The following is a 25,330-nucleotide window of genomic DNA, read 5'->3' on the forward strand; positions in this document are numbered from 1 at the left end:
GATGACTCAAGATATTTTATTAGAAATTGGTTTAGAAGAAATGCCCGCCAAATATGTCCAAGCATCAGAAATACAGTTGAAAGAACATGTTGAAGCATGGTTAGCCGAAAAAGGATTAGCCTATGAAGCGGTTGCTTCTTTTTCAACACCGCGTCGTTTAGCAGTTACAGTTAAAGCTGTTGCACCGTCACAAGCCGACAGCGAAGATGAAGTGCGTGGCCCGGCCCGTAAAACAGCACAAGATGAAAATGGTGACTGGTCACGTGCAGCCCAAGGTTTCGTGCGTGGACAAGGTTTAACAACCGACGATATCTTCTTCAAAGAATTAAAAGGAACAGAATATGCCTTTGTTAATAAAAAAACAGTCGGTGTTGCCACAGCTGATTTATTAAAAGAATGGGATAAAATTATCTTAGGCCTAAACTTCCCTGTTAATATGCACTGGGCAAATCACCACACTAAATACATCCGTCCGATTCATTGGATCGTTGCCCTTTATGGCGATACTGTCATTCCGTTCTCAATTTTAGATGTAACGACAGGTCGAACAACGCGCGGACATCGTTTCTTAGGACATGAGATTGACATCACGTCAGCAGCAACTTATGAAACGCAGTTAAAAGAAGTATTTGTTATTGCTCAACAAGCAGAGCGACGCCAACTGATTGCTGACCAAATTGCGGACCTTGCGTCTGTAAAAAACTGGAACGTGCCAATCGATGCCGACCTCCTTGAAGAAGTAACGAATTTAGTTGAATATCCGACCGTTTTATTTGGTAATTATGAAGAAAATTATTTAGACTTACCAGCGGACGTTTTAATTACGATTATGCGTGAGCACCAACGGTACTTCCCTGTCATGGCACATGACGGTCAGTTATTGCCGTTCTTTATTACCGTTCGAAATGGGAATGCGGAACATTTAGAGACCGTTGCTAAAGGAAACGAAAAAGTACTCCGTGCACGTTTGTCGGATGGCGAGTTCTTCTATCAAGAAGATCAAAAAATCACGATTGCGGCAGCACTTGAAAAATTGAAAAAAATCACCTTCCATCAAAAAATTGGTACGATGTCTGACAAAATTGAACGTGTTGGTTTAGTTGCAACGAAGCTTGCGGGCTTATTCAACTTTAGTGCAAGCGAAATCGCGGATGTTCAACGTGCAGCTGCTATTTATAAGTTTGACTTAGTGACCAACTTAGTCGGTGAATTCCCTGAATTACAAGGCGAGATGGGTGCTAAATATGCTTTGTTGCAAGGAGAAAACGAAGTCGTTGCAACTGCGATTCGGGAGTCATACATGCCAACAAGCTCAGAAGGCGAATTGCCTGCTACAAAAGTAGGGGCGTTACTTGCCTTAGCAGATAAATTAGAAACATTAGGTGCCTTCTTCTCAGTTGATATGATTCCAACCGGTTCGAATGATCCGTTTGCCTTGCGACGTGCGATGATTGGTGTGGTACGGATTTTAATTGATCAACGCTGGGAATTACCATTCGATGGTACGGTACGTGATATTATTACATTAGAAGAAGCAGCCGGTGTCAAAGTGATGCCAATCGATGAAACCGTCTTGAAATTCAACCAATTTTTAGCGCGTCGTCTTCGTAATTTATTAGCTAATGATGATGTTCGTCATGATTTAATTGAAGCAGCCGTTGCTGGAGAAACAAATGATTTAGCACAGCTATTTGAGCGTGCAGCAGCCTTAAACAAGGTTAGCCAAGCAGACTGGTTCCGTCCAACAGTTGAGGCCTTGACACGGGTGATGAACCTTGCACGTAAATTGGATAAAACCGTAACTATTGATGAAACATTGTTTGAAAACGAGAGTGAGCAAGCGCTGTATCGCGAAATTAAAACGGTTAAAGCAGCCTTTGCAGCCGCATCATCAACCGAAAAATTAACCGTCTTGAAACAATTACAACAACCGATTGCTCGTTTCTTTGAAAATACACTTGTAATGGTCGACGACGAAGCGATTCGTACAAACCGCTTAGCGATGCTTGCTGAATTGAATAATATCGTCGCTCGTTTTGCTAAATTTGATGCGATTATCGTGAAATAAAAATATTTTCACAAATTAAAAGGGTTTTTGGAATAGCTAGCGAATAATACTATTATGGTCTATCTAAGTGAACAAAAACCCTCTTTTTAGGAGGGAGCCACAATGCGAATGATATCATTGATTATTGTTGATGCCGATGCGTGTCCTGTAAAGGAGGAAGTGCTGGCCTTAACAGCGCCATTAAATATACCAGTAACCTTTGTGGCCTCTTATAATCATTTTTCAGTTAACCGTACAGGTAATTGGGTGTTTGTTGATACGACCAAAGAAGCAGCCGATTTAAAAATCGTTAATCTAACGACTGCAACAACCTTAGTCATCACTCAAGACATTGGCTTGGCCAGTCTCTTGTTGGCAAAGGCAGCGCTCGTCATTAACCAATACGGACTTATCTATGATGTGAATACGATTGATGCTAGCCTCGAACGGCGTTATTTAGCAGCTAAACAACGGCGACAAGGGGTTCATTCAAAAGGTCCAAAGGCATTTACTACAGCTGATCGTCACATGTTTAAGCAACGGTTTTCTAACTATTTACAAACTAATGAATGAAATGATGTGGTCCTAAATGTCTAATCGAATACCAGAAGAATTATTAACCCGTATTCAGCAAGAGAACGATATTGTCGATGTCGTCAGTGACTATGTTCAATTAAAAAAACAAGGGCGTAATTACAGTGGCCTTTGTCCGTTTCATAATGAAAAAACACCGTCTTTTTCAGTTTCACCAGAAAAGCAAATTTTCCATTGTTTTGGCTGTGGTAAAGGTGGTAATATGTTCACTTTTATTATGGAGTCTGAAGGTATTACGTTCCAGGAGGCTGCCATTCGCTTGGCCGAGCAAAGTCATTTGCCTATCGGCGATTTAAAAGTAGCACAATCGCCAACAAATGAACCGTATGATGCTAACAATCAAACAGATGATACGCATGCAATGATTGAAGCGCATGCGCTTGTGTCACAGCTATATCATTACATCTTAACGAGTACAGAAGAAGGCACGGAGGCGCTTAACTACCTCCATGACCGGGGCTTGAATGACGAGGTCATCCGTCAATTCAACATTGGCTTTGCCCCTAAAAGTTGGGAATTAGTCACTGCCTTTTTAGAAAAACGCGATTTTGATCAACATGTGATGATTGATGCCGGCTTACTCGCACGACGTGACGATGGCAACGCCGTTGATCGTTTTCGTGAACGGATAATGTTTCCAATTACAAACGACCGCGGTCAAACAATTGCGTTTTCTGGTCGGTTATTACCCGGTGTCGAAGGTCCTAAATACTTAAACAGTCCTGAAACAGCCCTCTTTAATAAACGTGAGACGTTGTTTAACTTTGCTAACGTGCGAAAAGAAATCCGTCAAACAAAGGCTGTGACAGTCTTTGAAGGGTTTATGGATGTTATTGCAGCCAGTCAAGCGGGTATAACAAATGGAGTGGCCTCAATGGGAACGGCCTTAACACCAGAACATATCTCGAAGCTGAAACGTGTGACAAATCGCGTCATTGTATGCTACGATGGTGATTCGGCAGGTTTAAATGCGACGTATAAAGCGGTGCAACTATTACAAGAAGCCCGTGGCATGCAGGTGAAGATTATCTCGTTACCCGAAAAATTAGACCCGGATGAATATATTCAAACAAAAGGGGTCGTAGCTTTTAAAGATTTTTATGAACAACAGCAAATAGAGTGGCCATTATTTCTAATGCGCTACTTGAGTTTAGCAACGGATTTATCACAGGCTGATGAAGTGGCACATTATGTAGAACAAGTGCTTACTGAGATTAACCGGATTGAAAATCCGATTGAAAAAGAAGTGTACTTGGCTGAATTGAATCAACGAACACAGATTGATAAAGCTGTCTTACGGCAACAATTAGCACAGCGGCAGCCTCAACCACAGTACGAAGAATTTGCCTTTCAACCACAAGAGCAACGCCTGGTGAAACGCACGGCATTGGATAAGTTGGAACGATTTATCATCCGGATGATGTTGAAAGATACACATTTCTTCGACCAAGCACAGCAAAAGTTTGAACAGCAATCACTGGTGTTTTATCATGATGACTATCAAGCGATGTATACCTATTTATTACCGTATTATCTTGAAGGTCATCCCGCCGATGTGTCGCAATTTTTACTTAATGTAAAAGATGAACGAGTCAAAGACTTGATTGTGGCGATGGAGATGGAAGAAATGCCCGATGCTGAAGAACTGGATATCGATGAATGTTGTTCGCAGTTGACTAAACTGCAACAAGTACAAGATTTCAAACGATTAAAACAAGCGCAAATTGATGCGATTAATGCCAATGATAGCGAGCAAGTCCGTACCATTTCACTTGCGATAATTGCAAAAAAACGCGCATTAGATAGGCTTTAAAATCAGAGGAGGAATTCCATAGTGGTAAAAAAAGCAGTAGCGAAAAAATTAACGTTGGAAGAAACAAAAGCGGAATTACTAGTACGAGGAAAAAAAGATGATACACTCACATATGACGAAGTGGCTAAACAACTCGCACCCTTTGATTTAGATGTTGAAGTATTAGATGAGTTCATTGAACATTTAACAAGTGAAGGTGTTGAGTTATCTGATGAACCAGCACCCGTAGAAAAAGATGAAAAAATTAACATTGCAGACCTTAGTGTGCCTGCAGGTGTTAAAATCAATGACCCTGTACGAATGTACTTAAAAGAAATTGGTCGTGTCGATCTTTTAACAGGGCCCGAAGAAGTAGCCTTAGCAAAACGTATTGAAGCCGGTGACCTTGAAGCTAAGGCACAATTAGCAGAAGCTAACTTACGTTTAGTTGTATCGATAGCGAAACGTTATGTTGGTCGTGGAATGTTATTCCTTGATTTAATCCAAGAAGGTAACATGGGCTTAATGAAAGCTGTTGAGAAATTTGATTTCTCTAAAGGCTTTAAATTTAGTACGTATGCGACTTGGTGGATTCGTCAAGCAATCACCCGTGCCATTGCCGATCAAGCACGTACAATTCGTATACCAGTGCATATGGTTGAAACAATCAATAAATTAATCCGTGTCCAACGTCAATTGTTGCAAGACTTAGGTCGTGAACCTTCACCAGAAGAAATCGGTGAAGAAATGGACTTAACAACTGAAAAAGTACGTGAAATCCTTAAAATCGCACAAGAGCCTGTCTCATTAGAAACACCGATTGGTGAAGAAGATGATTCACATCTCGGTGATTTTATCGAGGATCAAGACGCAACATCGCCGGCAGAACATGCAGCCTATGAATTGTTAAAAGAACAATTGGAAGATGTACTTGACACCTTAACTGACCGTGAAGAAAACGTTCTACGTCTTCGTTTTGGTCTAGACGATGGTCGTACACGTACGTTAGAAGAAGTAGGGAAAGTCTTTGGCGTGACCCGTGAACGTATTCGTCAAATCGAAGCGAAAGCATTACGTAAATTACGTCATCCAAGCCGTAGTAAACAATTGAAAGATTTCTTAGAATAAGCAATTTTAAAACCGTAGGGCCAAAAGGGTTCTGCGGTTTTTTTTGTTGTAGTGAGTTCTAATTAGTTGATGCTTAGTATTAGGCTATGTTATATTTTAATAAGCAATGACCATTTACAATGTCAATAGTTTTATGTGAATGGCATCCGATTTGTTAGATAAAAGACAATAAGCAACTGATCGAAGTAACTTTCATCAATTAGGAGGGAAGAAGGGTGTACACGAGGGGGGCCACAAGGTATGACAGAGTACCTTGTTCAAGTGGTGAAGCGAATGTTGCCCATCAATTACCAACTGTCTGCTATCGTAGAAGCAACGGGACTCACAGAAGAACGGCTTAAACAAATAGCGCGATTGTAACATCCAATTTGACAATGTGCATCTAAGAACACAACCACAAGTTACACAGTTGACCAAACGACAGTGAAAAGGAGCGGTGATGAATGATGCGAATAAAACAATTGTTCCGTCGGTACAGTCTTTTGCGGGTGCTGATTAGTTTATCGTTAACATTCTATATTGTTGTGTTTGTGCCATCAATAGTAAAGGCAAGTCATTCACAGGAAGTTGATGTCACTCGTGTTGAATCGGGCCCTATTGCTGGTGGGTATTGGATTAGAGGCTATCAATGGGCATGGCCATTAGAACAGATTATTTCTGAATATAAACATTACACGAAACGATCACATGCGAGTGTTGTTAATGGGAATGGTACCTATCATAGTGGTGGCTGGACAAAGAGTAGTAATCAGTTTAGCCGAGCGAAAGCGAATTGGATACCGTGGGGTACAAATAAAGCCTACTATGATAGCAAAAAATAAATGGTGAGCGTTTTAGATGACAGTCTAGAACGCTTTTTTGAGGAGGGCTTTATGAAAAAAATCATTTTTGTCGTGTTGTGTTTACAAATGACATTATTGAGTGTGTTGTTTATCACGGTAGCAAAGCAGCAAAGTCGTCAGCAACTATTGTATGATGGTGTCACAATAATGAGTCTAAATACAACTGAAGTAGCAGGGGATGTGTCCTCTCAAATTATAGCGGCGGCTAATCAAACAAACATCACTTTAGCGGTGTATATTCATCCTGATAAACAGACGCAATACATTTTAACGAATGATGTAACACTAGCACAACGTCTATCAATTAAGATACCTGAATTTACAAATACGAATGCTTTTATTAGTTCACAACAGACCGGTGAAGCCTTACAAAAGGGGCGTTTCCGCCTGTTTGATCAATCACTGTTATTAAAGATATATCCGATTGAAGGGAATCAGAACTATCAGCCGTCTGGTTTATACTATCTGTTCACAACGGATCAGTCGCAAATTAATCAGTTTACAGCTTTATTAACACCGCTTGGTATTAGTGTGAATCCAGGCATGATTGATACACAAGCGCAGCTGTGGATGCAACAACTTTTACAGCACTGGGATTGGCTGTTACTTAACCTATTAGTGTGTTTAGCGCTCGTTGTTATCATCCTACATGATGGTTTTGTACAACAACGGACTCGCTATTTGTTGAGTTTACAAGGGCAGTCTAAGTGGCAAATTTGGTTGTATAGTATCACTCGTTTGCGATGGCCGTTTGTAAGTGCTGTCTTGTTGACAATCTGTCTCTGTCTGTTATGGCAGTGGTCACAGGTGGGCACTGCCTATAGTCTAACTGTGATTGGTCTTTGTCTGTTAGCAATTGCACTGACAGGCAGCGTTTTTATGTTTCTTCTTAGTTTAATCAGTGTACTCAATCAAGGTGTATTAGCCGATGTAAGCGGTAAACGACCGGTTAAACGTCTTTTTGCGCTTTATTTAGGATTGAAACTTTGTTTTTTAGCGTTAATGGCTGGTCTGGCACATGTTTATGTGCTCAATCAAACGGTGTTGACCACCGCTTTGGCCGAAACAGCTGATTGGGAAAAAATGCGTGGTATTTATACACCGGTCCAGAGCTATGTTGGACAAGATAAACGTAAAATCGAAGCAACTAACAGTAGCAAATTGAAGAAGTTGTATGAAGAAATGCGTCTACAAGGTGGTTTTTTAATTGTGTCACGAGATTATCTTCCGACCGACTCGCGTGACGAAAAGACCTTTCTCGCTGAGCATAATCCACGTCGAATCAATCCTGACGAACGCAAGGTTATCCTTGATTTGAACTATTTAACAAGGCACCCGGTCACAAGTCAGGCCCACTCAATTGCCGATGAGGTTATTTGGGATGAGAATGTCCGAAATGTACTCGTGCCCCAACAGTATAAGTACCGCGAAGCTGAGCTCAACCGGCTTTTTTTAGCTGATTTCACTTTTGGGCGGGTTGATTTAATGGCTTATTATGAGGAATTCAGCGGTTTGCCTATTACAGCGCACAACACCGCCGATTTAGCTGTCAATCTGATTTACGTTGACGATAAGCAGCCTTATTTTTCGTATGGCAACGACCTCCCTTTATGGTTACCGAATGCATTCGCCATTGTTGAAACGGGTAATACAAGCCCGCTCGACTACAGTTGGTATTTTTCAGGTAACGTCTATTTTGAAGCCCATGGTGATCCATATGCCACGCTTTTTCCAGCGATTCAACGAACGAACACGGAGGAGTTAATTCGCAGTGTTAGCTCGGTCTATCATCGCAAGGGGTTTATTATTCAACTGCTTAATGAAAATCAAGTGAAAATTGGCTTGTTTGTCGCACTGCTAATTGGGAGCTCTTTCTTACTAACGTATACCTTAACAGCCCTTTATTTTAAACGGAATCAACGACGGATTATGATTGCCCACTGCCATGGTGATTCATACGGACAAATACATCGCCGCTTTTTCACGTTACTCCTTAGTTTAAATGGGGTGTTATTAGTGGTGATAGCGCTGCAAGCAGACGTGAACGTACTGGTGAGTTTTTGCTGTTACGTGTTGTTAGAAGCCTTGTTGATATATGGTCTGCACCGCTACTATGAAAAGCGTCAATTGGCGGAGAACTTTAAGAGGGGGAGTTAAAATGATTGAAGCGCAAAAACTGACGAAAAAATTTGGTGATCACGTGGTCATCCAGCCGCGTTCATTCACAATTGCCGCGGGAGCGTTTGTTGTTATTACGGGACCGAGTGGCTCGGGTAAAACAACCTTGTTAAACATATTATCTCTGTTAGAGCAACCGAGTGGCGGTGTGCTGAGACATCAAGGGCGAAGTCATTTGTCGCGCCGGGAGATACGACAATTAAAACGGGATGACTACGCCTATTTGTTTCAAAACTATGGTCTGATTGAAGAAGAATCGGTCTCGTTAAATTTGCGGATGGCAATGAGGGGCGTCGGCAAATACGAGCAGACAAAGCGGATGGACCAAGCCTTGCAAACGGTCGGTTTACAAGGTTACGAACAGCGCCCTGTTTTTCAATTAAGTGGTGGGCAACAACAACGCGTTGCACTAGCTCGTGTGCTTGTTAAACAAGCGCGGTGTATTTTTGCGGATGAGCCCACTGGCAATTTGGATGAGTCGAACCGCGAACGGGTGTTTCGTCTGCTTAAAGGTTTGCATGCGAACGGGACAACCATTATTTTAGTGACGCATGATCCCTATATGGCAAAACTGGCGACGAAAACTATCAACCTATCGAGAAACTAGAGGTGATCATATATAGCAATACGATGTTTAGCGGTATACGCAATTATCATTGCACTTAATTAATAGCCTGAGCTGAAATTAATCGCACTCGTTGGTTCAGCTAAAATGAGCAACCGTGGCATATTTGCTAAAATGAATTTGCCTCATAAGGTCAGGTTCAATTTGAAGATAGCATCCCAATCAGAGTGGTGGAAGGATAAATGATTACAGTGAAAAAGGCTCCTCAATCGAACAGAGGAGCCAAATAGTAGCGCAACAGTTAAAGTTTGTTATAATAAACAGTGGCAGAAATCAATGGTGTTTGTGATTACACGAATCAGGCGATTTTGTCTTTTTCGTGCGTAAGGAAAAGGTTTCAGGTACCATATCGATGCCACCAGGGTGAAGCGGTTGGCATTTAATAATACGTTTCAAGGCTAAGTAGCCCCCTTTAATGGCACCGAATTTTTGTACCGCCTCAAGTCCATAAGTCGAACAGGTCGGGTAAAAACGGCAACTAGGTGGAAACAATGGTGAAATTAATTTACGGTAACCTTTAATTAAAAATAAGAAGATGTGTTTCAAGCGAATCAACCTTTCAAACGTTTCATATGCGTTTATTGTACCTTAAAATAAACAATCTGACGTCTGTTTTGATTGGTGATTATGCAAAAAAGGGGAATGACAATGATAGAATATACCGATTTAACAGGTGAACAAGTAAAAATGACTTTTCAAAAAGATGGACTGGGCACGGATATAAAAGATATTTTAGTTATACCATACTTAGGCGACAACAATTGGCTTTTAACCGAGAATATCGTGCGCGGTCTGGAATTTCCTGGTGGTAAAATCGATCCAGGTGAATCGATTGTGACGGCAGTTAAACGTGAGTTATGGGAAGAAACAGGAGTCCATCTAACCCCGGCCGATCAGTGGCATTTCATTGCCGATTATCAATTTAAGGATAAGAAGCGGGGACACGTGATTAAACGAGCATACGTTATTGAGCTTGCGACTTATATCGAAGCACCGATTCCAGCTGAGTTCGAAACGATAGCGGTGCATCAGTTAACGACAGTCGATTACGAACAATTTGATGCGGCACGCCTAAGCTTTTACATGAAAGATGCGGGGATGGCGACACTGTGGCAAAAAGCAAAGCAAATTGTCGGCTGTTAATTTAAGGCATTGACAAGGTAAAGGTAGTTTGAGATAATAAGCACATATCATGATGAAACAATTATGAATCTTATCAAGAGTGGTTGAGGGACTGGCCCTGTGAAACCCAGCAGCCTACACAAAAGTGTAAGGTGCTAACCTGTGGCAAGATAGTGTACTATCTTGGACGATAAGAGCAAAGGTATAGCTATAAGTCTGCTATGTTACCTTTTCTCTTTGCGGAGAAAAGGTTTTTTTTATGCGTATTTATCACGGGATACAGAGGATGATATAAGCGTTTCACGAGTGATAATTAAAAATAATGGAGGAATAACAATGACAAAAAACCGTCATCTTTTTACATCAGAATCAGTAAGTGAAGGACACCCAGACAAAATGGCCGATCAAATTTCGGATGCGATTTTGGATGCCATCTTGGCAAAAGACCCAATGGCTCGCGTAGCCTGTGAAACAACAGTTACAACAGGAATTGTGCTCGTTGCAGGGGAAATTTCAACGACAACCTACGTTGACATTCCTGCCGTTGTACGTCAAACGATTAAAGAAATCGGCTATACCCGTGCAAAATACGGCTTCGATGCCTCAACTTGTTCGGTCTTAACAGCAATCGATGAACAATCACGAGACATTGCTCAAGGCGTTGACGAAGCTAAAGAAAGTCGCGATGGTGAAATGAACGATGACGAAATTGACGCTATCGGAGCAGGAGATCAAGGCTTGATGTTCGGTTTCGCAACAAATGAAACAGAAGAATTAATGCCACTTCCTATTTCGTTAGCACACCGTTTAGCTCGTCGTGTAGCGCAACTACGGAAAGAAAACATCGTTGATTATTTACGTCCGGATTCAAAAACACAGGTAACTGTTGAGTACAATGAAGATAATACACCGCAACGTGTCGATACAATTGTTATTTCAACACAGCATCATCCAGACGTGTCGCAAGAACAAATTCATGCGGATATGCGTGAACTTGTGATTAACGAAGTCATTCCGGCTGAATTAATTGATGAGGATACGAAATACTTTATTAACCCAACTGGTCGTTTCGTTATCGGTGGGCCACAAGGGGACTGTGGTTTAACGGGTCGTAAAATCATTGTCGATACTTACGGTGGTTATGCCCGTCATGGTGGTGGTGCTTTCTCAGGTAAGGATGCTACTAAAGTCGATCGTTCAGGTGCTTATGCTGCGCGTTATGTTGCTAAAAACATCGTAGCAGCTGGACTGGCAGACAAGGTTGAAGTGCAGGTTGCTTATGCAATTGGTGTCGCTAAACCGGTATCAATTTCAATCAATACATACGGTACAAGCAACTACTCTGAAGATCAGTTGATTGAAGCGGTTAATGCAACGTTTGACCTGCGACCAGCTGGTATTATTAAGATGCTTGACTTACGCCGCCCAATCTATCGTCAAACAGCTGCATACGGTCACTTCGGTCGTCTTGACTTAGACTTGCCGTGGGAAAAAACAAATCGTATGAACGCGCTTAAAACAGCACTCACAGCAAATAGCTAACCAATCTTTTATTCGATAATTAATCTCTTTTCACAACCGTTCATTATGAATGATACTGTGTGAAGAGATTTTTATCTTTCAGGAGGCTTGCAGATGAAGAGGGACTTAAAAGGTAAATGGTTCGAATTATTACAAATGGCTGAACAAGAACCTTATTTTCAGCAACTGCAACAATTTTTAGCGACACAATACACCGATGAGGTGGTTTATCCGCCTCGGGAGTTGGTTTTTAAAGCGTTGGAACTGACACCGTTTGAAACGGTTAAGGTTGTAATTTTAGGGCAAGATCCTTACCATGGTGCCAATCAGGCAGAAGGTTTGAGCTTTTCAGTTAAAAGCGGTTTGCCTGTGCCTCCGTCATTACGGAATATTTATAAAGAATTAGCTGATGATCTTGCAATACCGGTGCCAACCGATGGCAGTTTAAGTAATTGGGCGACACAGGGTGTCTTGTTACTTAATACGGTTTTGACAGTCAGGGCGCATCAACCTAATTCACATAAACAACAAGGGTGGGAACAATTCACAGACAGTTTAATTGCTGCCTTAAATGAACGAGAACAACCCGTTGTCTTTATTTTATGGGGCAAGCCGGCCCAACAAAAGCGCCAACAAATTGACACTGAGCGTCATTTTATTATTGAAGGGCCTCATCCAAGCCCATTGTCGTCGTATCGTGGCTTTTTTGGAAGCAAGCCATTCTCGCAAACGAATGCGATTTTGGAGAATATCGGAGTGGAACCGATTGATTGGTCATGTCTTAAACAAGAACCGATTAATCAACAGGGAACACTGCTATAAAGTTGTGATAAATCGCGTAATTGCTCGATTATCTGCGTCGTGATGCTAGTGTTTAGGGGCTTAAATGTGCTATTATTAGGATAGTTATTGACAAAAAGATTAAATTACAAGGTAGTTTACGTATAGGAGAGAAAAATATGTGTGGATTTATAGGATGTATTGATAATAAACCAGTGGCAATCTCAGCTGATGATAAAGCAATCTTTGAAAAAATGAATCAATTTATTGAACACCGCGGCCCAGATGATGAAGGGTATTTTTATGAAAATCATGTGGCGATGGGTTTTCGTCGTCTAAGTATTGTCGATGTTGAAAATGGTCACCAACCATTAGCTTATGATGATGGTCGCTATTGGATATTATTCAATGGTGAGGTGTATAACCATGTCGAATTACGGGCACAATTAATCGCTAAAGGTCATACCTTTAAAACAGAAAGTGACACAGAAGTCATTATTGCGATGTACGCCGAGTATAAAGAAGAAGCCGTGAAACAATTACGTGGTATGTTTGGTTTTATGATTTGGGACCGAGAAGAAAAAACAGCCTTTATTGCTCGTGACCATATTGGAATTAAGCCAGTTAACTACGTTGAAGTAGGCGATAAATTATACGTGGGTTCCGAGAAAAAAAGTCTGTTGTTAGCGATGGATAAACAAGCGATTGATGATGTCAGTCTGCAACATTACATGACCTATCAATTTGTACCAGAGCCGGCTTCAATGATTAAAGAGGTACATGCCTTAGAGCCTGGTCATTATATGATTAAAAGAATGAACGAACCACTCGAAATTAAAGCATATTGGAAACCAACCTTTGCACCGGTTGATAAACCAGAAACAGAGTATGTCAAAGAATTACGTGAAGCATTATTGGATTCTGTCAAAATTCACATGCGTAGTGATGTTCCTGTCGGCTCATTTTTATCAGGTGGGATTGATTCGACGATTGTTGTCGCTTTAGCAAAAGAATTCAACAAAAACATCGAGACTTTCTCAGTTGGCTTTGCCCGTGAAGGCTACAGTGAAATTGATGTGGCACAAGAAACGGCTGAAAAATTAGGTGTGCCTAACACAAGTTATGTCATTACACCGGAAGAGTTTATGGAAGAATTACCGAAAATTGTTTGGTACTTTGACGAACCGTTAGCGGATCCAGCAGCAATTCCACTTTACTTTGTTTCTCGTGAAGCACGTCGTAAAGTGAAGGTCGCGCTTTCTGGTGAAGGTGCCGATGAATTGTTTGCCGGTTACACGATTTATAACGAACCTAATTCGCTCGCGATGTTCGATAAGATTCCTAAAGTCGGTCATAAATTATTACGTGCGGTTTCAAAAGTTATGCCTGAAGGGATGAAGGGTAAAAGTTTCTTAGTGCGTGGAACAACGCCACTAGAGGAACGTTTTGTCGGCAATGCTTTTATCTTTAACGAGAATGAAAAGAAAATTTTATTGCCAAATTACTTAGAAGATGCGCGTTATACAAATGTAACAGCGCCGTTGTATGAAGCATCGAAACACTTGGATCCAATTCAACGGATGCAATATGTCGATATGCATACATGGTTACGTGGGGACCTCTTATTGAATAATGACCGCATGTCTATGGCGAATTCACTTGAAGTGCGTGTGCCATTCTTAGATACAAAGGTGTATGATGTGGCTAAACGGATTCCGTCATCTATGACAATCGCCAACGGCACAACTAAATCGATTTTACGGAAGGCATCAGAATCATTCATTCCTGAGCATGTCTTAAATCGTAAAAAATTAGGTTTCCCGGTGCCAATCCGTCTCTGGCTAAAAGATGAGATGAAAGACTGGGCGACAGCGATTATTAAAGAAAGTCCAACTGAACATTTAATTAACAAGGATTATGTCATCAAATTGATGGAGGATCACTGTGCTGATAAACGCGATAACAGTCGTAAGATTTGGACAGTGTTAATTTTCATGATTTGGCATCAAATCTACGTTGAGAAAAAGTATGATTTCCAAACAAATGGTGCAGAGATTAACTTCAAACCATAATTTGCCTGAGTGAGTATGTCAGTATATAAAATTAGTAGTCGCAGTGAACCTAACACAGAGTGCTAGGTTCACTTGCATGAGGAGGAACAAATGAATAAACGAATATTATGGGTCGATGATGTCGCGGAGATGGCTTACATTTATTTGCTATCGAGTCGTGTTGAAATTCCTGTGACAGACACAAAAGAATCAGCTGTAACACCGGCAATTGTGTTTGATTATGCTGAAAATGGTCGTGTTGTGGGGATTGAATTGTATGAACTCTACTACCGTAAATTACGTCAAATGCCAGATGGACAGCTCTATACGCTCACAGAGACGGGCTATTATTGGGGCTTTGCTAAACCGGAAACAACCTTTGATTTTGAAGAAAAAGGCCTAACCTTTCATTTTGCGGATCCGCTGTTCGAAGATTTCATCGGATATACGGTCAATGATACGAAACTGTATTCGCTGAAAGTGTTAAAACAATTAATTAAGTAATAAAAAAGAGCCGCTAACGGAGGAACTGCCACTATAATTAGATACAACTAAAAAAGAGCACCTCAAATTTGGTAAAATAAATTTGGAGGTGTTTTCTGATGTCAAAACATAATTTTTATCCTGTTGAATTAAAGATTCAAATTATTAAACGGTTTCTGAATGGTGAAAGCGCAGCTTCACTTCGTGAAGAATTTAAAATCCCTAGTAGTGGAACTCTTTACAGATGGAAAGATTGGTACCTAAATGGTGAAATAAGAAGTCTAGAAAGTTCTTCTGGACGACGATTAGAAAAGGATATTTCTATATCTGAACAATTGGATAAAGTAACGAAAGAGCTAAACTTATTAAAAAAATATTTTTCTCAAGAAAGATGGTGATAGCTGAAAATATAGTGCAGTTTATTAAACAAAATACAGATACCTTTTCCATTACTAAATTAACGGAATTATTTGGAATATCTAGAAGTTTTTATTATCGTCACCAAAATAAAGAGACATTTAAATTTTCCTATCTAGAGCAAAGGATTCAAAAACTAACGAAAGAAAATCACTTTCTCTATGGCTATCGGAAAATTCATGCACTTATCAGTAACGCGTTTTTTGTAGGTATTAATAAAGGAGCTAGGATTATGCGTAAATAGGGATAAAATTGTATTGTGAAGAAGAAAAAATTTAAGAAGCTTGGTAATCCAAATGAATTTTTTGGAAATATCATTACTAAGGATTGGGCAATAGCTATACCTCTTTGTAAATTGACAATGCTATTACTTAGCTACCTTAAAGCAGATGGATAAATTTCCAAAAGGAGCCATTTTGCATAGTGAGCAAGGTTCAACCTACACTACAAAAGAATTTTTTGAAGTAGCCCGCAAAAAAACGTTATCCGAAGTATGTCCCGTATGGGGACGCCTTCAGATAACGCACCAATAGAATTGTTTCATTCCTCGTTAAAGTCTGAAACATTCTACATTAACAAAGAACCGATTGGTTCTAATAACATCGTAATCGATAGTGTTCAAAATTACATTACATTTTGGAATAACAAACGAATCTTAACGAAATTAGGTCATCTTTCACCAGTAGATTACCGGAAAAAGATGACCTAATGAGATGCTCTTTTTAAATTGTGTCAAAAAGCAGTTGCATTCCCAATGAGCAGATGTCGCTTTTGTGCTCTAATTACATGTTCATATCAATAACCATGCGGCCATTGATTGTTCCTTCGAGCATTTCAGTGAAAATATCATTAATATCTTCAATTGGACGATTTTTCACAATTGGAACGACTTTACCTTCGGCAGCAAACATGAAAGCTTCACGTAAATCTTCACGTGTTCCAACAAGTGAGCCCACAACTTCAATACCATCTAGGACAAGACGAGGGATATTTAAGTCCATTGAATCTGATGGAAGACCGACAGCAACCACACGACCAGCTGCTCGCACACAATCAACCGCTTGGTTGAAGGCGCCTTTCGAAACGGCTGTAATAACAGTTGCGTGTGCACCACCGATTTTTTCTTGGATAACGTTTACAGGGTCTGCGTTTTTGGCATTAATCACCATATCTGCACCGAGTTCTTTTGCAAGTGCTAATTTATCATCATTAATATCAATAACGACAACTTTAGCATTGAAAACATCTTTAGCGTATTGGAGGGCAAGGTTTCCTAAACCACCAACGCCGTAGATTGCAAGCCATTGGCCAGGAGCAACGCCTGAAACTTTAACGGCTTTGTATGTAGTGACACCTGCGCAAGTTATACTACTGGCAGCAGCAGAATCTAAACCATCGGGAACTTTTACAGCGTAATCTGCCGTTACGATACATTTTTCAGCCATCGCGCCATCAACAGAGTAGCCGGCATTTTTAACGCTACGACAAAATGTTTCTCTACCAGTGTTGCAGTATTCACAGACGCCACAACCTTCGAAGAACCAAGCGATACTCACGCGGTCGCCAACTTTGAGACTCGTTACATCATCGGCAATTTCGACAACCGTTCCGATACCTTCATGTCCAAGTACCCGGCCGGGTACTTCACCGAAGTCACCGTCTTTTACGTGTAGGTCAGTATGACAAACACCACAATGTGTCACATCAACAAGTGCTTCGCCAGCTTTAATCGGGCGAATATCCATTTCTCTTACATCAACTTTATGGTCTTTAGTAACGATTGCTGCTTTCATTTTCATCATTATCTCTCCCTTTAGTTAAGTAATCATGTGTACTAGTACAGTTTAACTGAAAGCGATTTATATTGCTACAAAGATGGGTGAATGTTCGCAAAATAGTCACAAATAACTAATTGAATGGACTGAAAACGACGATTTCTTTGTTAAAGTAATACAGAACTGATACAGTTAGGTGCTATTTAATTTCAATCGCAATAATCATTGGAGGGTCGTTTTTTTGATTTGTAAACTGATAGTTAAGCACAGCATAATCCGCTTGAGGCAACGCGTTTGTAAAAGTGTGCAGTGCTTCTTTTTCTAATTTACCTTGGTGGTGTCCATAATAAACGGTTAAGACGACTAAACCACCTGATGGCATCATTTTCAGTAGCTGCTTAACGGCAGACAAGGTTGAATCAGTGGTTGTTGTGATTGTTTTATCGCCACCAGGTAAATAGCCGAGATTAAAGATAGCAGCAGTTAGTTTAGCATAAAGTTGTGGATCAACCAACTGAGTTATCTGTTCATGACCGTTAGCACTTAATGTCAATGAGGCAAGTGAAATGTTAGCGTCAGCTAAACGTTTTCTCGTCGCCTCTACAGCGGCTTCTTGAATATCACAGCCGATCAAATGACCTTTTTGGCCTATTAGTTGCGCTAAAAAAAGCGTGTCGTGGCCATTGCCGATTGTGGCGTCGATTACAGCGTTTCCGGGTTGGACTTTTTGTTGCAATAAATAATGTGAAAAAGAAAGGGCATTTTTTAAAATCATTTGAAATCTCCACCATTCGTTAATTTATACCTCTATTTTAGCATAAATGTTTTAGAATTAAATCGCTCAAAACCCTTGCTAAAACGCTTTTTATTGACTACAATAAGGATATAGAATAAAACGATGATAGGAACTAGTAATGTGGCAGTGTTGTTGAGAGAGTTAGCGGATGGTGTGAGCTAATCAATACGAAACATGAACTCATCCTTGAGTGCTGCAGTGAACGGAGTAGTTGCAGCCGCTGATTCCGCGTTATGGAATTCGAGTGAATACACAATGTGTATTAATGACGGGTGGTACCGCGGGAAAATAATCTCGTCCCGAAAAGTCAAATGTTGACTTTTTGGGGCGTTTTTTTGTACCCAAAAAAGGGGGAACTATCATCGTTTTGATCATTTGTAAAAGAGAGGAAGATTGAAATGACATTTAATCATCGTTTAATTGAACCAAAATGGCAATCATACTGGAAAGAAAATAAAACGTTCCAAACTGAAAAAGGTGGCGATGCGGGTAATTTTTACGCGCTCGATATGTTTCCATATCCTTCAGGTGTTGGGCTTCATGTAGGGCATCCCGAAGGTTATACGGCAACCGATATTTTAGCGCGAATGAAACGGGCACAAGGTCATAAAGTCTTGCATCCAATGGGGTGGGATGCCTTCGGTTTACCCGCAGAGCAATACGCGATTGACACAGGCAACGATGTCAAAGAATTTACAGCCAAAAACATCGAAACTTTCCGTGGTCAAATTAATTCGCTTGGTTTCTCGTACGATTGGGACCGCGAAGTAAATACAACGGATCCTGATTATTATAAATGGACACAATGGATTTTTATTCAACTGTATAAAAAAGGCTTGGCTTATGTGGATGAAGTATCAGTTAACTGGTGTCCCGAATTGCGTGCTGTCTTGGCCAATGAAGAGGTAGTCGATGGCTTAAGTGAACGTGGTGGTCATCCGGTTGTACGCCGTCCAATGCGTCAATGGATGTTGAAAATCACAGCGTACGCAGATCGATTAGTCGATGATCTTGATTTAGTCGACTGGCCCGATAGTATTAAAGAGATGCAACGTAACTGGATTGGCCGTTCAAATGGGGCAGAAGTGACTTTTGACGTCAAAGACCATGAAGCAAGTTTCAAAGTGTTTACGACACGTCCAGATACACTTTTTGGTGCAACTTACTGTGTGTTGTCACCTGAACATGATCTCGTGGCTCAAATAACAACCATTGATCAAAAAGAAGCTGTTGAGAGCTATCAAAAAGAAGTATCACTTAAGAGCGATCTTGAACGAACAGATTTAGCGAAAGAAAAAACAGGTGCCTTTACAGGCGCATACGCAATCAATCCAGTTAATGGCATGGCTGTCCCGATTTGGATTGCTGATTATGTCCTTTCAACATACGGTACCGGCGCGATTATGGCGGTGCCAGCTCACGATGAACGTGACTATGAATTCGCACAAACGTTTAACCTGCCGATTATTGCTGTCTTAGAAGGTGGTAATATTGCGGAAGAAGCCTTTACTGGTGAAGGCGTCCACATCAATTCAGACTTCCTCAACGGCTTGGATAAAGCTGCTGGAATCGAACGTGCGATTGACTGGTTAACGACGAATGGAAAAGGTGAGAAAAAAGTATCTTATCGCCTCCGTGACTGGGTATTCTCTCGTCAACGTTATTGGGGTGAACCAATCCCAATCATTCATTGGGAAGATGGTACGATGACAACTGTTCCTGAAGAAGAGTTACCACTTAACTTGCCGCACATGGATCACATTAGACCGTCAGGGACTGGTGAATCACCGTTAGCGAATGCAACGGACTGGTTAGAAGTTGTAGATGCTAAAACGGGCATGAAGGGCCGTCGGGAAACGAATACGATGCCACAATGGGCCGGGTCAAGCTGGTACTTCCTCCGTTTTATCGATCCTGATAACCAAGAAATGTTAGCGGATCCTGAAAAACTAAAAGAATGGTTACCGGTTGATATGTATTTAGGTGGGGCAGAACATGCAGTGTTACATTTGCTTTACGCACGTTTCTGGCATAAATTCTTGTTCGATATTGGTGTTGTACCAACACCAGAACCCTTCCAAAAATTGTATAACCAAGGGATGATCTTGGGTGAAAACAACGAAAAAATGAGTAAATCTCGTGGTAATGTGGTCAATCCAGATGATGTTGTAGCGAAATATGGCGCAGATACATTGCGTGTTTATGAAATGTTTATGGGGCCACTTGATGCAAGCATTGCTTGGAGTGAAAATGGCCTCGATGGGGCGCGTAAATTCCTTGACCGCGTTTGGCGTCTCATGATTGACGAACGTGCGGAAGAAATCAAAGAAAAAATCGTTGCAACGAACGATGGTAGTTTAGACCGTGTCTATCACCAAACCGTTAAAAAAGTAACAGCTGATTTCGAAGTGCTTCACTTTAACACAGCGATTTCACAATTGATGGTGTTCATTAACGAAGCTTATAAAGCAGAGACGGTTTACAAAGGCTATCTTGAAGGATTCCTCCAATTGTTAGCACCTGTTGCACCTCACATGGCAGAAGAATTATGGCAAAAACTAGGTCATTCAGAAGATATTAGTTATGTCGCATGGCCAACATATGAAGAAGCGATGCTGGTTGATGCGACCGTTGAAGTTATTTTCCAAGTCAATGGTAAAGTAAAGAGCCGTGCAAAAGTCGATAATGGCCTTGCAAAAGAAGCGCTTGAGGCACTCGCGATGGCTGATGCAGCGATTCAAGAAAATATTGTGGGGAAAACAATCCGTAAAGTGATTGTTGTTCCAAATAAATTGGTTAATATTGTCGCAAATTAATGACAAAGCCAAACTGAGATTTTTTGGCTCTATGTCAAATAGTGTTGGTGAGTAAACTTTCGCTTAAATTAAGAAGCTTTTTGGATTGTAGATTAAGTTCTACAATCCTTTTTTTTGTATATGATTAATTAGTGATGCAGAGAAGAATGCAATTTCGAAAATTAGTGAAATTCTGATAACCAAAACTAACATGTTTGATAAGTTTAATCTTGTTATTGATGCCTTCTAAATGCCCGTTTGAATAACGATAGATAAAACTATTAGTGATTGCGTCTGAATATTTACGTAATGTTCGTAGGCTTTTTTTCAAATAGTGAGAAACATCGCTATGCTTTTGATGAATAAGTGCATTGTAAGCTTCAAAATTACGCTGATCAAAGACAACTGTCAGTTGCTGTACGAGTCGGTCGGTTGCTTTGAATGACTCATTCAAGTGAGTCAAGTAATCTATAATACCATGAGAGGTCATCATCCATTTGAACAAAGGTGTATAGCGATACGCGACGTCTTAACACCAGATGTGATGATGTTAAAATTTTTAGAAGTTCTGCCATAATGAGAGCAGCGCTCTGGTTTATAAGTGAGTGATTCGAAATAACAAATACTCTCAGTACCGTTCACTTTTTGACGAGAACACCAATTTTCAGGGGAGTTTATATTTACAGCTTTAATTCCTGTAGAAAATGCGATCGAATGAGTGGTATAAGACATATATAATTCCTCCTTTGGATTGGTTCAGCGACTTTATTTTAAAGGGAATTTATATATGTTTCTCTTTTTTTGCCTAAAAATAGTGTTAGCGACATATTTCGTCACCAACATTATAAATTATAGAGCCGATTTTTTTAAAAATTTGAAACGCTCTGACATCATTGTCAGGGCGTTTTTTTGTTTAGCTGATTAAAGGGGGGACAGAAAACCAACTCTTTTGCTCAGGACAATCGCAAGCGGGTAGCGCCTAAACTAGTTAGAAGAAAAATAATCTTGTAGGATGGCATAAAAATGAAATCAGATGATGGGTAGGTATTATTCGGCTGCAAAATACTTGATTTTGGAACAGTAAGTTACAATGATTTCCCCAGGGTGATGCTTAACTATTTTTAAAGGTATAATCGATTGTAAACAGAATAATGTTTATGTTATCTTAAATAGAGTTAATATTTCCTGCAATAATACATATACCGTTGTAAACGCATCGCTCCCAACTCGTAATTAATTGCCTCTTTTACTGTCTTTTAATACGCGAGAGCCTCAATAATAAACGTGCAGCGTCATGACGTTTGTGAAGGCGACTCTAGCGTCACCCGCAGAAAGCGTCCTTCACATTAGGAATGACTACAAAAAAAGCAACTACCAAAAAAGATAGCTGCAAAAATGACTTATTTTACTAAATTTTGAATAACAACACTATTTGACATAGAGCCAAAAAACACCGCCTGTAGGGAGACGGTGTTTTACTTTTTAAAATTTCCTATTGGGGGAGGAATTTTTAAATGAAAAAAGTTGTCTATAAGCTAAGTGGTAGTTAACCTATAAGAGTATTGTATAAGATGAAAATTACTAAAGGTGGACTAAAGTATGAACAAATTGTTAAATATAAAAAAGAGATACCGCAGGATGCTGTATCTCTCAGATCGAAGATGAAATCAAATTAAACGGTGTTGTTCGCTAATAATAACTGAAATGACTGTATCTTTTGTTGATATTTTTGGCTAAATGGGACAGGCTCACCATGGCGATTTGCAGTGGCTTCGCTTGGACGGCACATTAAAATAATAAAGTAAATGGTACCAATAATTGGTAGCAGCACCCATAAAACGTTCCAACCGCTTTTGCCGCTATCGAGTAAACGACGGATGGCTAAGCCAATTTCGCCAAATGCGAGTAAGAGCCCTATTGCTCCGAGTGAAAAGGAGAGTAACAAACTGCGATTTTGGGCATCGGTTGTAGGGAAGAGTAATTCCAGGATAAAATTAAAAATAGCATAGGCTAAGACAAACCACCAAAACTCAGGACGTGTTGCACGGGTTGTAAAATTAAAATAATTACTGAAAAATAGCTGGATTGCTTTAATCATAAACGGGCCTTATTTCTATTTAGTTAATTGTTAGTCGCTACCTAGTATAACAAATAGTTATATAGATAGTAAAGAAATGTTTTGTTAGGTGGTTTGGACGAAGAAACTTTGCGTAATCGCCGGGACTTCGGTCGTGATTTCAGCTAATAAAGTTTGCGACACGGCTGAATCAACGACACAGAGAGAAATGGCTTTGCCACCTTTACGCCATCGTTCATTCGCGAAACGGGCAATGTTGTAGCCCCGTTTTGTTAAGGCCACGCTAATGTCAGCAATAAACCCAATTGAATCCTCATGATAGAAAAGGAGGGTAGGTTGTTCACCTGTGAATTTCAGCGGCAGTTTTTCGATTTCTTGCACTTCGGCTTTACCGCCACCAAGCGAACTCGCGACAAGTGTTAACGTTTCGTTGTCTTCTGCAATTAAAATCACACGAACGCTATTGGGATGAAAGTTACCAACAGGAACGGTTTCGAAGGTATATCGAAGGTCGCGTTCGTCGGCAATTTGTTTTGCATCGGCGACTTCATTGCTAAAGGTAGTGAAGCCCATTACGCCAGCGAGAAGAGCTAAATCAGTCCCGTGTCCTTGATACGTTTCGGCGAAGGAGCCCATCAATTCAAACCGGACGACCGCTGGTTCGAATGGACACATTTGTCGTGCGATATTACCGATGCGTACGGCACCTGCTGTATGTGAACTTGAGGGTCCAACCATCACCGGTCCAATAATTTCAAACGCGCTTTCATATTTCATTAGACTTCCTCCTTGCATCTTTTATAGCCGAAAATTTCCTTTTTAATACGTTCTCCCGTCGGTGTACCTGCTAATCCACCGATACCTGTTTCACGTAAAGATACAGGCATTTTTTGACCGACTTCGTGCATTACCTTAATGACCTCATCGGGTGGTATGATGCTTTTAACACCAGCTAAAGCCATATCGGCAGCGGCTTCGGCGGTTAAGGCATGGAGCCCGTTTCGGATAATACAAGGAATTTCGACCAATCCTGCGACCGGATCACAGACTAATCCGAGACTGTTTTTCATCGCTAAGCCAACCGCGTGACCAACCTGTGTTGGTGTGCCACCTGCGAGTTCGACAAGCGTGCCAGCTGCCATTGCAGTCGCAGACCCGATTTCAGCCTGGCAACCACCTTCAGCGCCGGAGATAGACGACGAGTTAGCAATAACTAATCCGAGGGCAGAGGCGGTGAAGAGGGCTTCGACTAAGTCGTTGCGTTCAAAGCGACCTGAATCAAGGCAATGAACTAAGACTGCTGGTAAGATGCCGGCTGAACCAGCTGTCGGGGTTGCGACGATGCGGCCCATGCTGGCATTGACTTCGGAAACCGCTAACGCATTTGCAACCACCTTTAATGTGTCAGCGGCGACAAAGGTTTGCCCTCGTTCGGCATACTGCTGTACACGATAGCCATCTCCGCCAGTTAAGCCACTTTTACTGGCAACAGCGTCGTATGTCCCTTTGCGGACGGCTTCTTCCATCACGTCAAATTGAAAAGCCATTTTAGCAAGTAGTTGGGCACGGGTTTCTCCTGTTTGGTTAGTCTCAGTTTCAAGCATCAGCTCGTATATTTTTTTTGATTCATTAGTTGCGCGGGTAAGTAAGTCGTGTAGGTTGGCAAATGCCATAATAAAACCTCGCTTTCGTATTTTAAAGAACTTTTTTACTTGTCATCGATACTTTTTAATGGAACAGTTGTTGTTTCTTTTTGAGTATCGAGTACAATTACTGTTTTTGTTTTAACGACGCCGTGAAGGCCACGTAATTCAGTGGTAATGATACGATCTAAATCACGGGTGCCATGGCAACGAACTTTCACCAAATAATTATCTTCACCAGTAATATGGTGGCATTCTTGGATCTCGGAAATATTAGTAATCAAGCTTAAAAATTCACTCGTATGTTCCGGACGTTCTAAGGTGATGAAGATAAAGGCTGTCAAACCGTAGCCAACTTTTTCGGGGTCAACTTCGGCATGGTAGCCCTTAATAATGCCTTTGTCTTCAAGGCGTCGGACCCGGTCGGCCGCTGCAGGACTCGAAAGATCCATTCGTGAAGCAAGTTCAGCCCACGTTATCCGCCCGTTTGCCATCAATTCTGTCAAAGCTTTTTTATCTAAATTATCCATTGGATGTCACCTCATTTTAGTAGTTAATTCAATTATAATATTTATTAAAATTAAGTCAATCTCTATGGAGGCTTATTTATACAATGTTTCTTGTTTTTTCGCTTTTTAGTTATCACGTGATAAAACTTACAAAG

Annotated in this window: 23 protein-coding genes, 1 pseudogene, 1 riboswitch and 1 other annotated feature; of the genes and pseudogenes, 16 read left to right on the forward strand and 8 right to left on the reverse strand. The window is 40.7% G+C overall.

Features of this window, described 5'->3' with window-relative positions:
• Position 1: 1 nt before the first annotated feature.
• From glyS to ACJYYY_RS05355, 7 genes are all read left to right on the forward strand, one after another.
• Positions 2-2,068, forward strand: a complete 2,067-nt coding sequence (gene glyS, locus ACJYYY_RS05325; protein ID WP_035312906.1) for a glycine--tRNA ligase subunit beta — start codon at positions 2-4, stop codon at positions 2,066-2,068.
• A 102-nt stretch (positions 2,069-2,170) separates the two neighbouring features.
• Positions 2,171-2,620, forward strand: coding sequence for a DUF188 domain-containing protein (locus tag ACJYYY_RS05330; RefSeq protein WP_035312908.1), 450 nt, complete (start codon positions 2,171-2,173; stop codon positions 2,618-2,620).
• Between the two features lie 16 nt (positions 2,621-2,636).
• Positions 2,637-4,454: a DNA primase gene (gene dnaG / locus ACJYYY_RS05335; RefSeq protein ID WP_035312910.1), complete on the forward strand. Its 1,818-nt coding sequence runs from the start codon at positions 2,637-2,639 to the stop codon at positions 4,452-4,454.
• A gap of 21 nt (positions 4,455-4,475) precedes the next feature.
• Complete coding sequence (gene rpoD / locus ACJYYY_RS05340; protein WP_035312912.1) at positions 4,476-5,561, forward strand: RNA polymerase sigma factor RpoD; 1,086 nt, start codon at positions 4,476-4,478, stop codon at positions 5,559-5,561.
• A 443-nt stretch (positions 5,562-6,004) separates the two neighbouring features.
• Complete coding sequence (locus ACJYYY_RS05345; RefSeq protein ID WP_051456770.1) at positions 6,005-6,382, forward strand: hypothetical protein; 378 nt, start codon at positions 6,005-6,007, stop codon at positions 6,380-6,382.
• Positions 6,383-6,433: 51 nt separating this feature from the next.
• Positions 6,434-8,560 carry a DUF1430 domain-containing protein gene (locus ACJYYY_RS05350; protein ID WP_035312914.1) on the forward strand — a complete coding sequence of 709 codons (2,127 nt, stop codon included), beginning with the start codon at positions 6,434-6,436 and terminating at the stop codon, positions 8,558-8,560.
• Between the two features lies 1 nt (position 8,561).
• On the forward strand, positions 8,562-9,188 hold the full coding sequence (locus ACJYYY_RS05355) for an ATP-binding cassette domain-containing protein (RefSeq protein ID WP_035312916.1): 627 nt from the start codon (positions 8,562-8,564) through the stop codon (positions 9,186-9,188).
• A gap of 291 nt (positions 9,189-9,479) precedes the next feature.
• Here the strand turns inward: ACJYYY_RS05355 and yidD are convergent, their stop codons facing one another.
• Positions 9,480-9,752 carry a membrane protein insertion efficiency factor YidD gene (gene yidD / locus ACJYYY_RS05360; protein ID WP_035312918.1) on the reverse strand — a complete coding sequence of 91 codons (273 nt, stop codon included), beginning with the start codon at positions 9,750-9,752 and terminating at the stop codon, positions 9,480-9,482.
• Between the two features lie 102 nt (positions 9,753-9,854).
• On the opposite strand from yidD, the gene ACJYYY_RS05365 reads away from it, so the two are divergent.
• The 8 genes and pseudogenes from ACJYYY_RS05365 to ACJYYY_RS05400 form a co-directional block, all read left to right on the forward strand.
• A complete protein-coding gene (locus ACJYYY_RS05365) occupies positions 9,855-10,349 on the forward strand; it encodes an NUDIX domain-containing protein (protein WP_051456771.1) in 495 nt (164 codons plus the stop codon).
• A 67-nt stretch (positions 10,350-10,416) separates the two neighbouring features.
• Positions 10,417-10,525: riboswitch (SAM riboswitch) on the forward strand.
• Positions 10,526-10,664: 139 nt separating this feature from the next.
• Entirely contained in the window at positions 10,665-11,870 is a 1,206-nt protein-coding gene (gene metK / locus ACJYYY_RS05370; RefSeq protein WP_035312920.1) for a methionine adenosyltransferase, read from the forward strand.
• A gap of 93 nt (positions 11,871-11,963) precedes the next feature.
• The gene (locus ACJYYY_RS05375) at positions 11,964-12,671 is read left to right on the forward strand and encodes a uracil-DNA glycosylase (protein ID WP_035312922.1); all 708 of its coding nucleotides are present in this window, start codon (positions 11,964-11,966) and stop codon (positions 12,669-12,671) included.
• Between the two features lie 137 nt (positions 12,672-12,808).
• A complete protein-coding gene (gene asnB / locus ACJYYY_RS05380; protein WP_408869204.1) occupies positions 12,809-14,701 on the forward strand; it encodes an asparagine synthase (glutamine-hydrolyzing) in 1,893 nt (630 codons plus the stop codon).
• 90 nt (positions 14,702-14,791) lie between these two features.
• Positions 14,792-15,184: a DUF2283 domain-containing protein gene (locus ACJYYY_RS05385; protein WP_035312924.1), complete on the forward strand. Its 393-nt coding sequence runs from the start codon at positions 14,792-14,794 to the stop codon at positions 15,182-15,184.
• Between the two features lie 98 nt (positions 15,185-15,282).
• Entirely contained in the window at positions 15,283-15,561 is a 279-nt protein-coding gene (locus tag ACJYYY_RS05390) for a helix-turn-helix domain-containing protein (protein ID WP_035312926.1), read from the forward strand.
• The gene (locus tag ACJYYY_RS05395; RefSeq protein ID WP_035313515.1) at positions 15,555-15,824 is read left to right on the forward strand and encodes an IS3 family transposase; all 270 of its coding nucleotides are present in this window, start codon (positions 15,555-15,557) and stop codon (positions 15,822-15,824) included. Before ACJYYY_RS05390 ends, ACJYYY_RS05395 begins: the two co-directional genes overlap by 7 nt.
• 133 nt (positions 15,825-15,957) lie before the next feature.
• Positions 15,958-16,289, forward strand: a pseudogene (locus ACJYYY_RS05400) (IS3 family transposase); the annotation flags it as partial.
• A 73-nt stretch (positions 16,290-16,362) separates the two neighbouring features.
• On the opposite strand, the gene adhP reads toward ACJYYY_RS05400, so the two are convergent.
• Together adhP and ACJYYY_RS05410 are read right to left on the reverse strand one after the other, a co-directional pair.
• Positions 16,363-17,373 carry an alcohol dehydrogenase AdhP gene (gene adhP, locus ACJYYY_RS05405; RefSeq protein WP_035315184.1) on the reverse strand — a complete coding sequence of 337 codons (1,011 nt, stop codon included), beginning with the start codon at positions 17,371-17,373 and terminating at the stop codon, positions 16,363-16,365.
• 181 nt (positions 17,374-17,554) lie between these two features.
• Positions 17,555-18,130 (reverse strand): class I SAM-dependent methyltransferase, encoded by a 576-nt coding sequence (locus ACJYYY_RS05410; RefSeq protein WP_035315147.1) that lies wholly within the window; start codon positions 18,128-18,130, stop codon positions 17,555-17,557.
• 114 nt (positions 18,131-18,244) lie between these two features.
• Positions 18,245-18,456 (forward strand) — a binding site (T-box leader).
• A 93-nt stretch (positions 18,457-18,549) separates the two neighbouring features.
• On the opposite strand from ACJYYY_RS05410, the gene leuS reads away from it, so the two are divergent.
• Entirely contained in the window at positions 18,550-20,967 is a 2,418-nt protein-coding gene (gene leuS, locus ACJYYY_RS05415; protein ID WP_035315148.1) for a leucine--tRNA ligase, read from the forward strand.
• Positions 20,968-21,091: 124 nt separating this feature from the next.
• Here the strand turns inward: leuS and ACJYYY_RS05420 are convergent, their stop codons facing one another.
• The 5 genes from ACJYYY_RS05420 to ACJYYY_RS05440 all read right to left on the reverse strand — a co-directional run bounded on the left by ACJYYY_RS05420 (position 21,092) and on the right by ACJYYY_RS05440 (position 25,196).
• The gene (locus tag ACJYYY_RS05420) at positions 21,092-21,439 is read right to left on the reverse strand and encodes a transposase (RefSeq protein WP_408869205.1); all 348 of its coding nucleotides are present in this window, start codon (positions 21,437-21,439) and stop codon (positions 21,092-21,094) included.
• 1,179 nt (positions 21,440-22,618) lie between these two features.
• Positions 22,619-23,044 carry a DUF805 domain-containing protein gene (locus tag ACJYYY_RS05425; RefSeq protein WP_051457012.1) on the reverse strand — a complete coding sequence of 142 codons (426 nt, stop codon included), beginning with the start codon at positions 23,042-23,044 and terminating at the stop codon, positions 22,619-22,621.
• An 84-nt stretch (positions 23,045-23,128) separates the two neighbouring features.
• The gene (sdaAB, locus tag ACJYYY_RS05430; RefSeq protein WP_035315149.1) at positions 23,129-23,800 is read right to left on the reverse strand and encodes an L-serine ammonia-lyase, iron-sulfur-dependent subunit beta; all 672 of its coding nucleotides are present in this window, start codon (positions 23,798-23,800) and stop codon (positions 23,129-23,131) included.
• A complete protein-coding gene (sdaAA, locus tag ACJYYY_RS05435) occupies positions 23,800-24,696 on the reverse strand; it encodes an L-serine ammonia-lyase, iron-sulfur-dependent, subunit alpha (protein ID WP_035315151.1) in 897 nt (298 codons plus the stop codon). The genes sdaAB and sdaAA overlap by 1 nt, the downstream gene beginning before the upstream one ends.
• A 35-nt stretch (positions 24,697-24,731) precedes the next feature.
• Complete coding sequence (locus ACJYYY_RS05440; RefSeq protein WP_408869206.1) at positions 24,732-25,196, reverse strand: Lrp/AsnC family transcriptional regulator; 465 nt, start codon at positions 25,194-25,196, stop codon at positions 24,732-24,734.
• Positions 25,197-25,330 lie beyond the last annotated feature (134 nt).

It is taken from the genome of Brochothrix campestris, assembly GCF_046058945.1.
Classification (GTDB): domain Bacteria; phylum Bacillota; class Bacilli; order Lactobacillales; family Listeriaceae; genus Brochothrix; species Brochothrix campestris.

Bases quoted from the DNA above. Each gene is read 5' to 3' on its own strand.
- ACJYYY_RS05385 (WP_035312924.1), top strand. From the start codon at position 14,792: ATGAATAAACGAATATTATGGGTCGATGATGTCGCGGAGATGGCTTAC.
- sdaAA (WP_035315151.1), bottom strand. From the start codon at position 24,696: ATGGCATTTGCCAACCTACACGACTTACTTACCCGCGCAACTAATGAA.
- dnaG (WP_035312910.1), top strand. From the start codon at position 2,637: ATGTCTAATCGAATACCAGAAGAATTATTAACCCGTATTCAGCAAGAG.
- metK (WP_035312920.1), top strand. From the start codon at position 10,665: ATGACAAAAAACCGTCATCTTTTTACATCAGAATCAGTAAGTGAAGGA.
- ACJYYY_RS05355 (WP_035312916.1), top strand. From the start codon at position 8,562: ATGATTGAAGCGCAAAAACTGACGAAAAAATTTGGTGATCACGTGGTC.
- ACJYYY_RS05365 (WP_051456771.1), top strand. From the start codon at position 9,855: ATGATAGAATATACCGATTTAACAGGTGAACAAGTAAAAATGACTTTT.
- ACJYYY_RS05390 (WP_035312926.1), top strand. From the start codon at position 15,283: ATGTCAAAACATAATTTTTATCCTGTTGAATTAAAGATTCAAATTATT.
- ACJYYY_RS05345 (WP_051456770.1), top strand. From the start codon at position 6,005: ATGATGCGAATAAAACAATTGTTCCGTCGGTACAGTCTTTTGCGGGTG.
- ACJYYY_RS05350 (WP_035312914.1), top strand. From the start codon at position 6,434: ATGAAAAAAATCATTTTTGTCGTGTTGTGTTTACAAATGACATTATTG.
- leuS (WP_035315148.1), top strand. From the start codon at position 18,550: ATGACATTTAATCATCGTTTAATTGAACCAAAATGGCAATCATACTGG.
- ACJYYY_RS05420 (WP_408869205.1), bottom strand. From the start codon at position 21,439: ATGATGACCTCTCATGGTATTATAGATTACTTGACTCACTTGAATGAG.
- ACJYYY_RS05440 (WP_408869206.1), bottom strand. From the start codon at position 25,196: ATGGATAATTTAGATAAAAAAGCTTTGACAGAATTGATGGCAAACGGG.
- sdaAB (WP_035315149.1), bottom strand. From the start codon at position 23,800: ATGAAATATGAAAGCGCGTTTGAAATTATTGGACCGGTGATGGTTGGA.
- ACJYYY_RS05330 (WP_035312908.1), top strand. From the start codon at position 2,171: ATGCGAATGATATCATTGATTATTGTTGATGCCGATGCGTGTCCTGTA.
- ACJYYY_RS05425 (WP_051457012.1), bottom strand. From the start codon at position 23,044: ATGATTAAAGCAATCCAGCTATTTTTCAGTAATTATTTTAATTTTACA.
- asnB (WP_408869204.1), top strand. From the start codon at position 12,809: ATGTGTGGATTTATAGGATGTATTGATAATAAACCAGTGGCAATCTCA.
- ACJYYY_RS05395 (WP_035313515.1), top strand. From the start codon at position 15,555: ATGGTGATAGCTGAAAATATAGTGCAGTTTATTAAACAAAATACAGAT.
- ACJYYY_RS05375 (WP_035312922.1), top strand. From the start codon at position 11,964: ATGAAGAGGGACTTAAAAGGTAAATGGTTCGAATTATTACAAATGGCT.
- adhP (WP_035315184.1), bottom strand. From the start codon at position 17,373: ATGAAAGCAGCAATCGTTACTAAAGACCATAAAGTTGATGTAAGAGAA.
- glyS (WP_035312906.1), top strand. From the start codon at position 2: ATGACTCAAGATATTTTATTAGAAATTGGTTTAGAAGAAATGCCCGCC.
- ACJYYY_RS05410 (WP_035315147.1), bottom strand. From the start codon at position 18,130: ATGATTTTAAAAAATGCCCTTTCTTTTTCACATTATTTATTGCAACAA.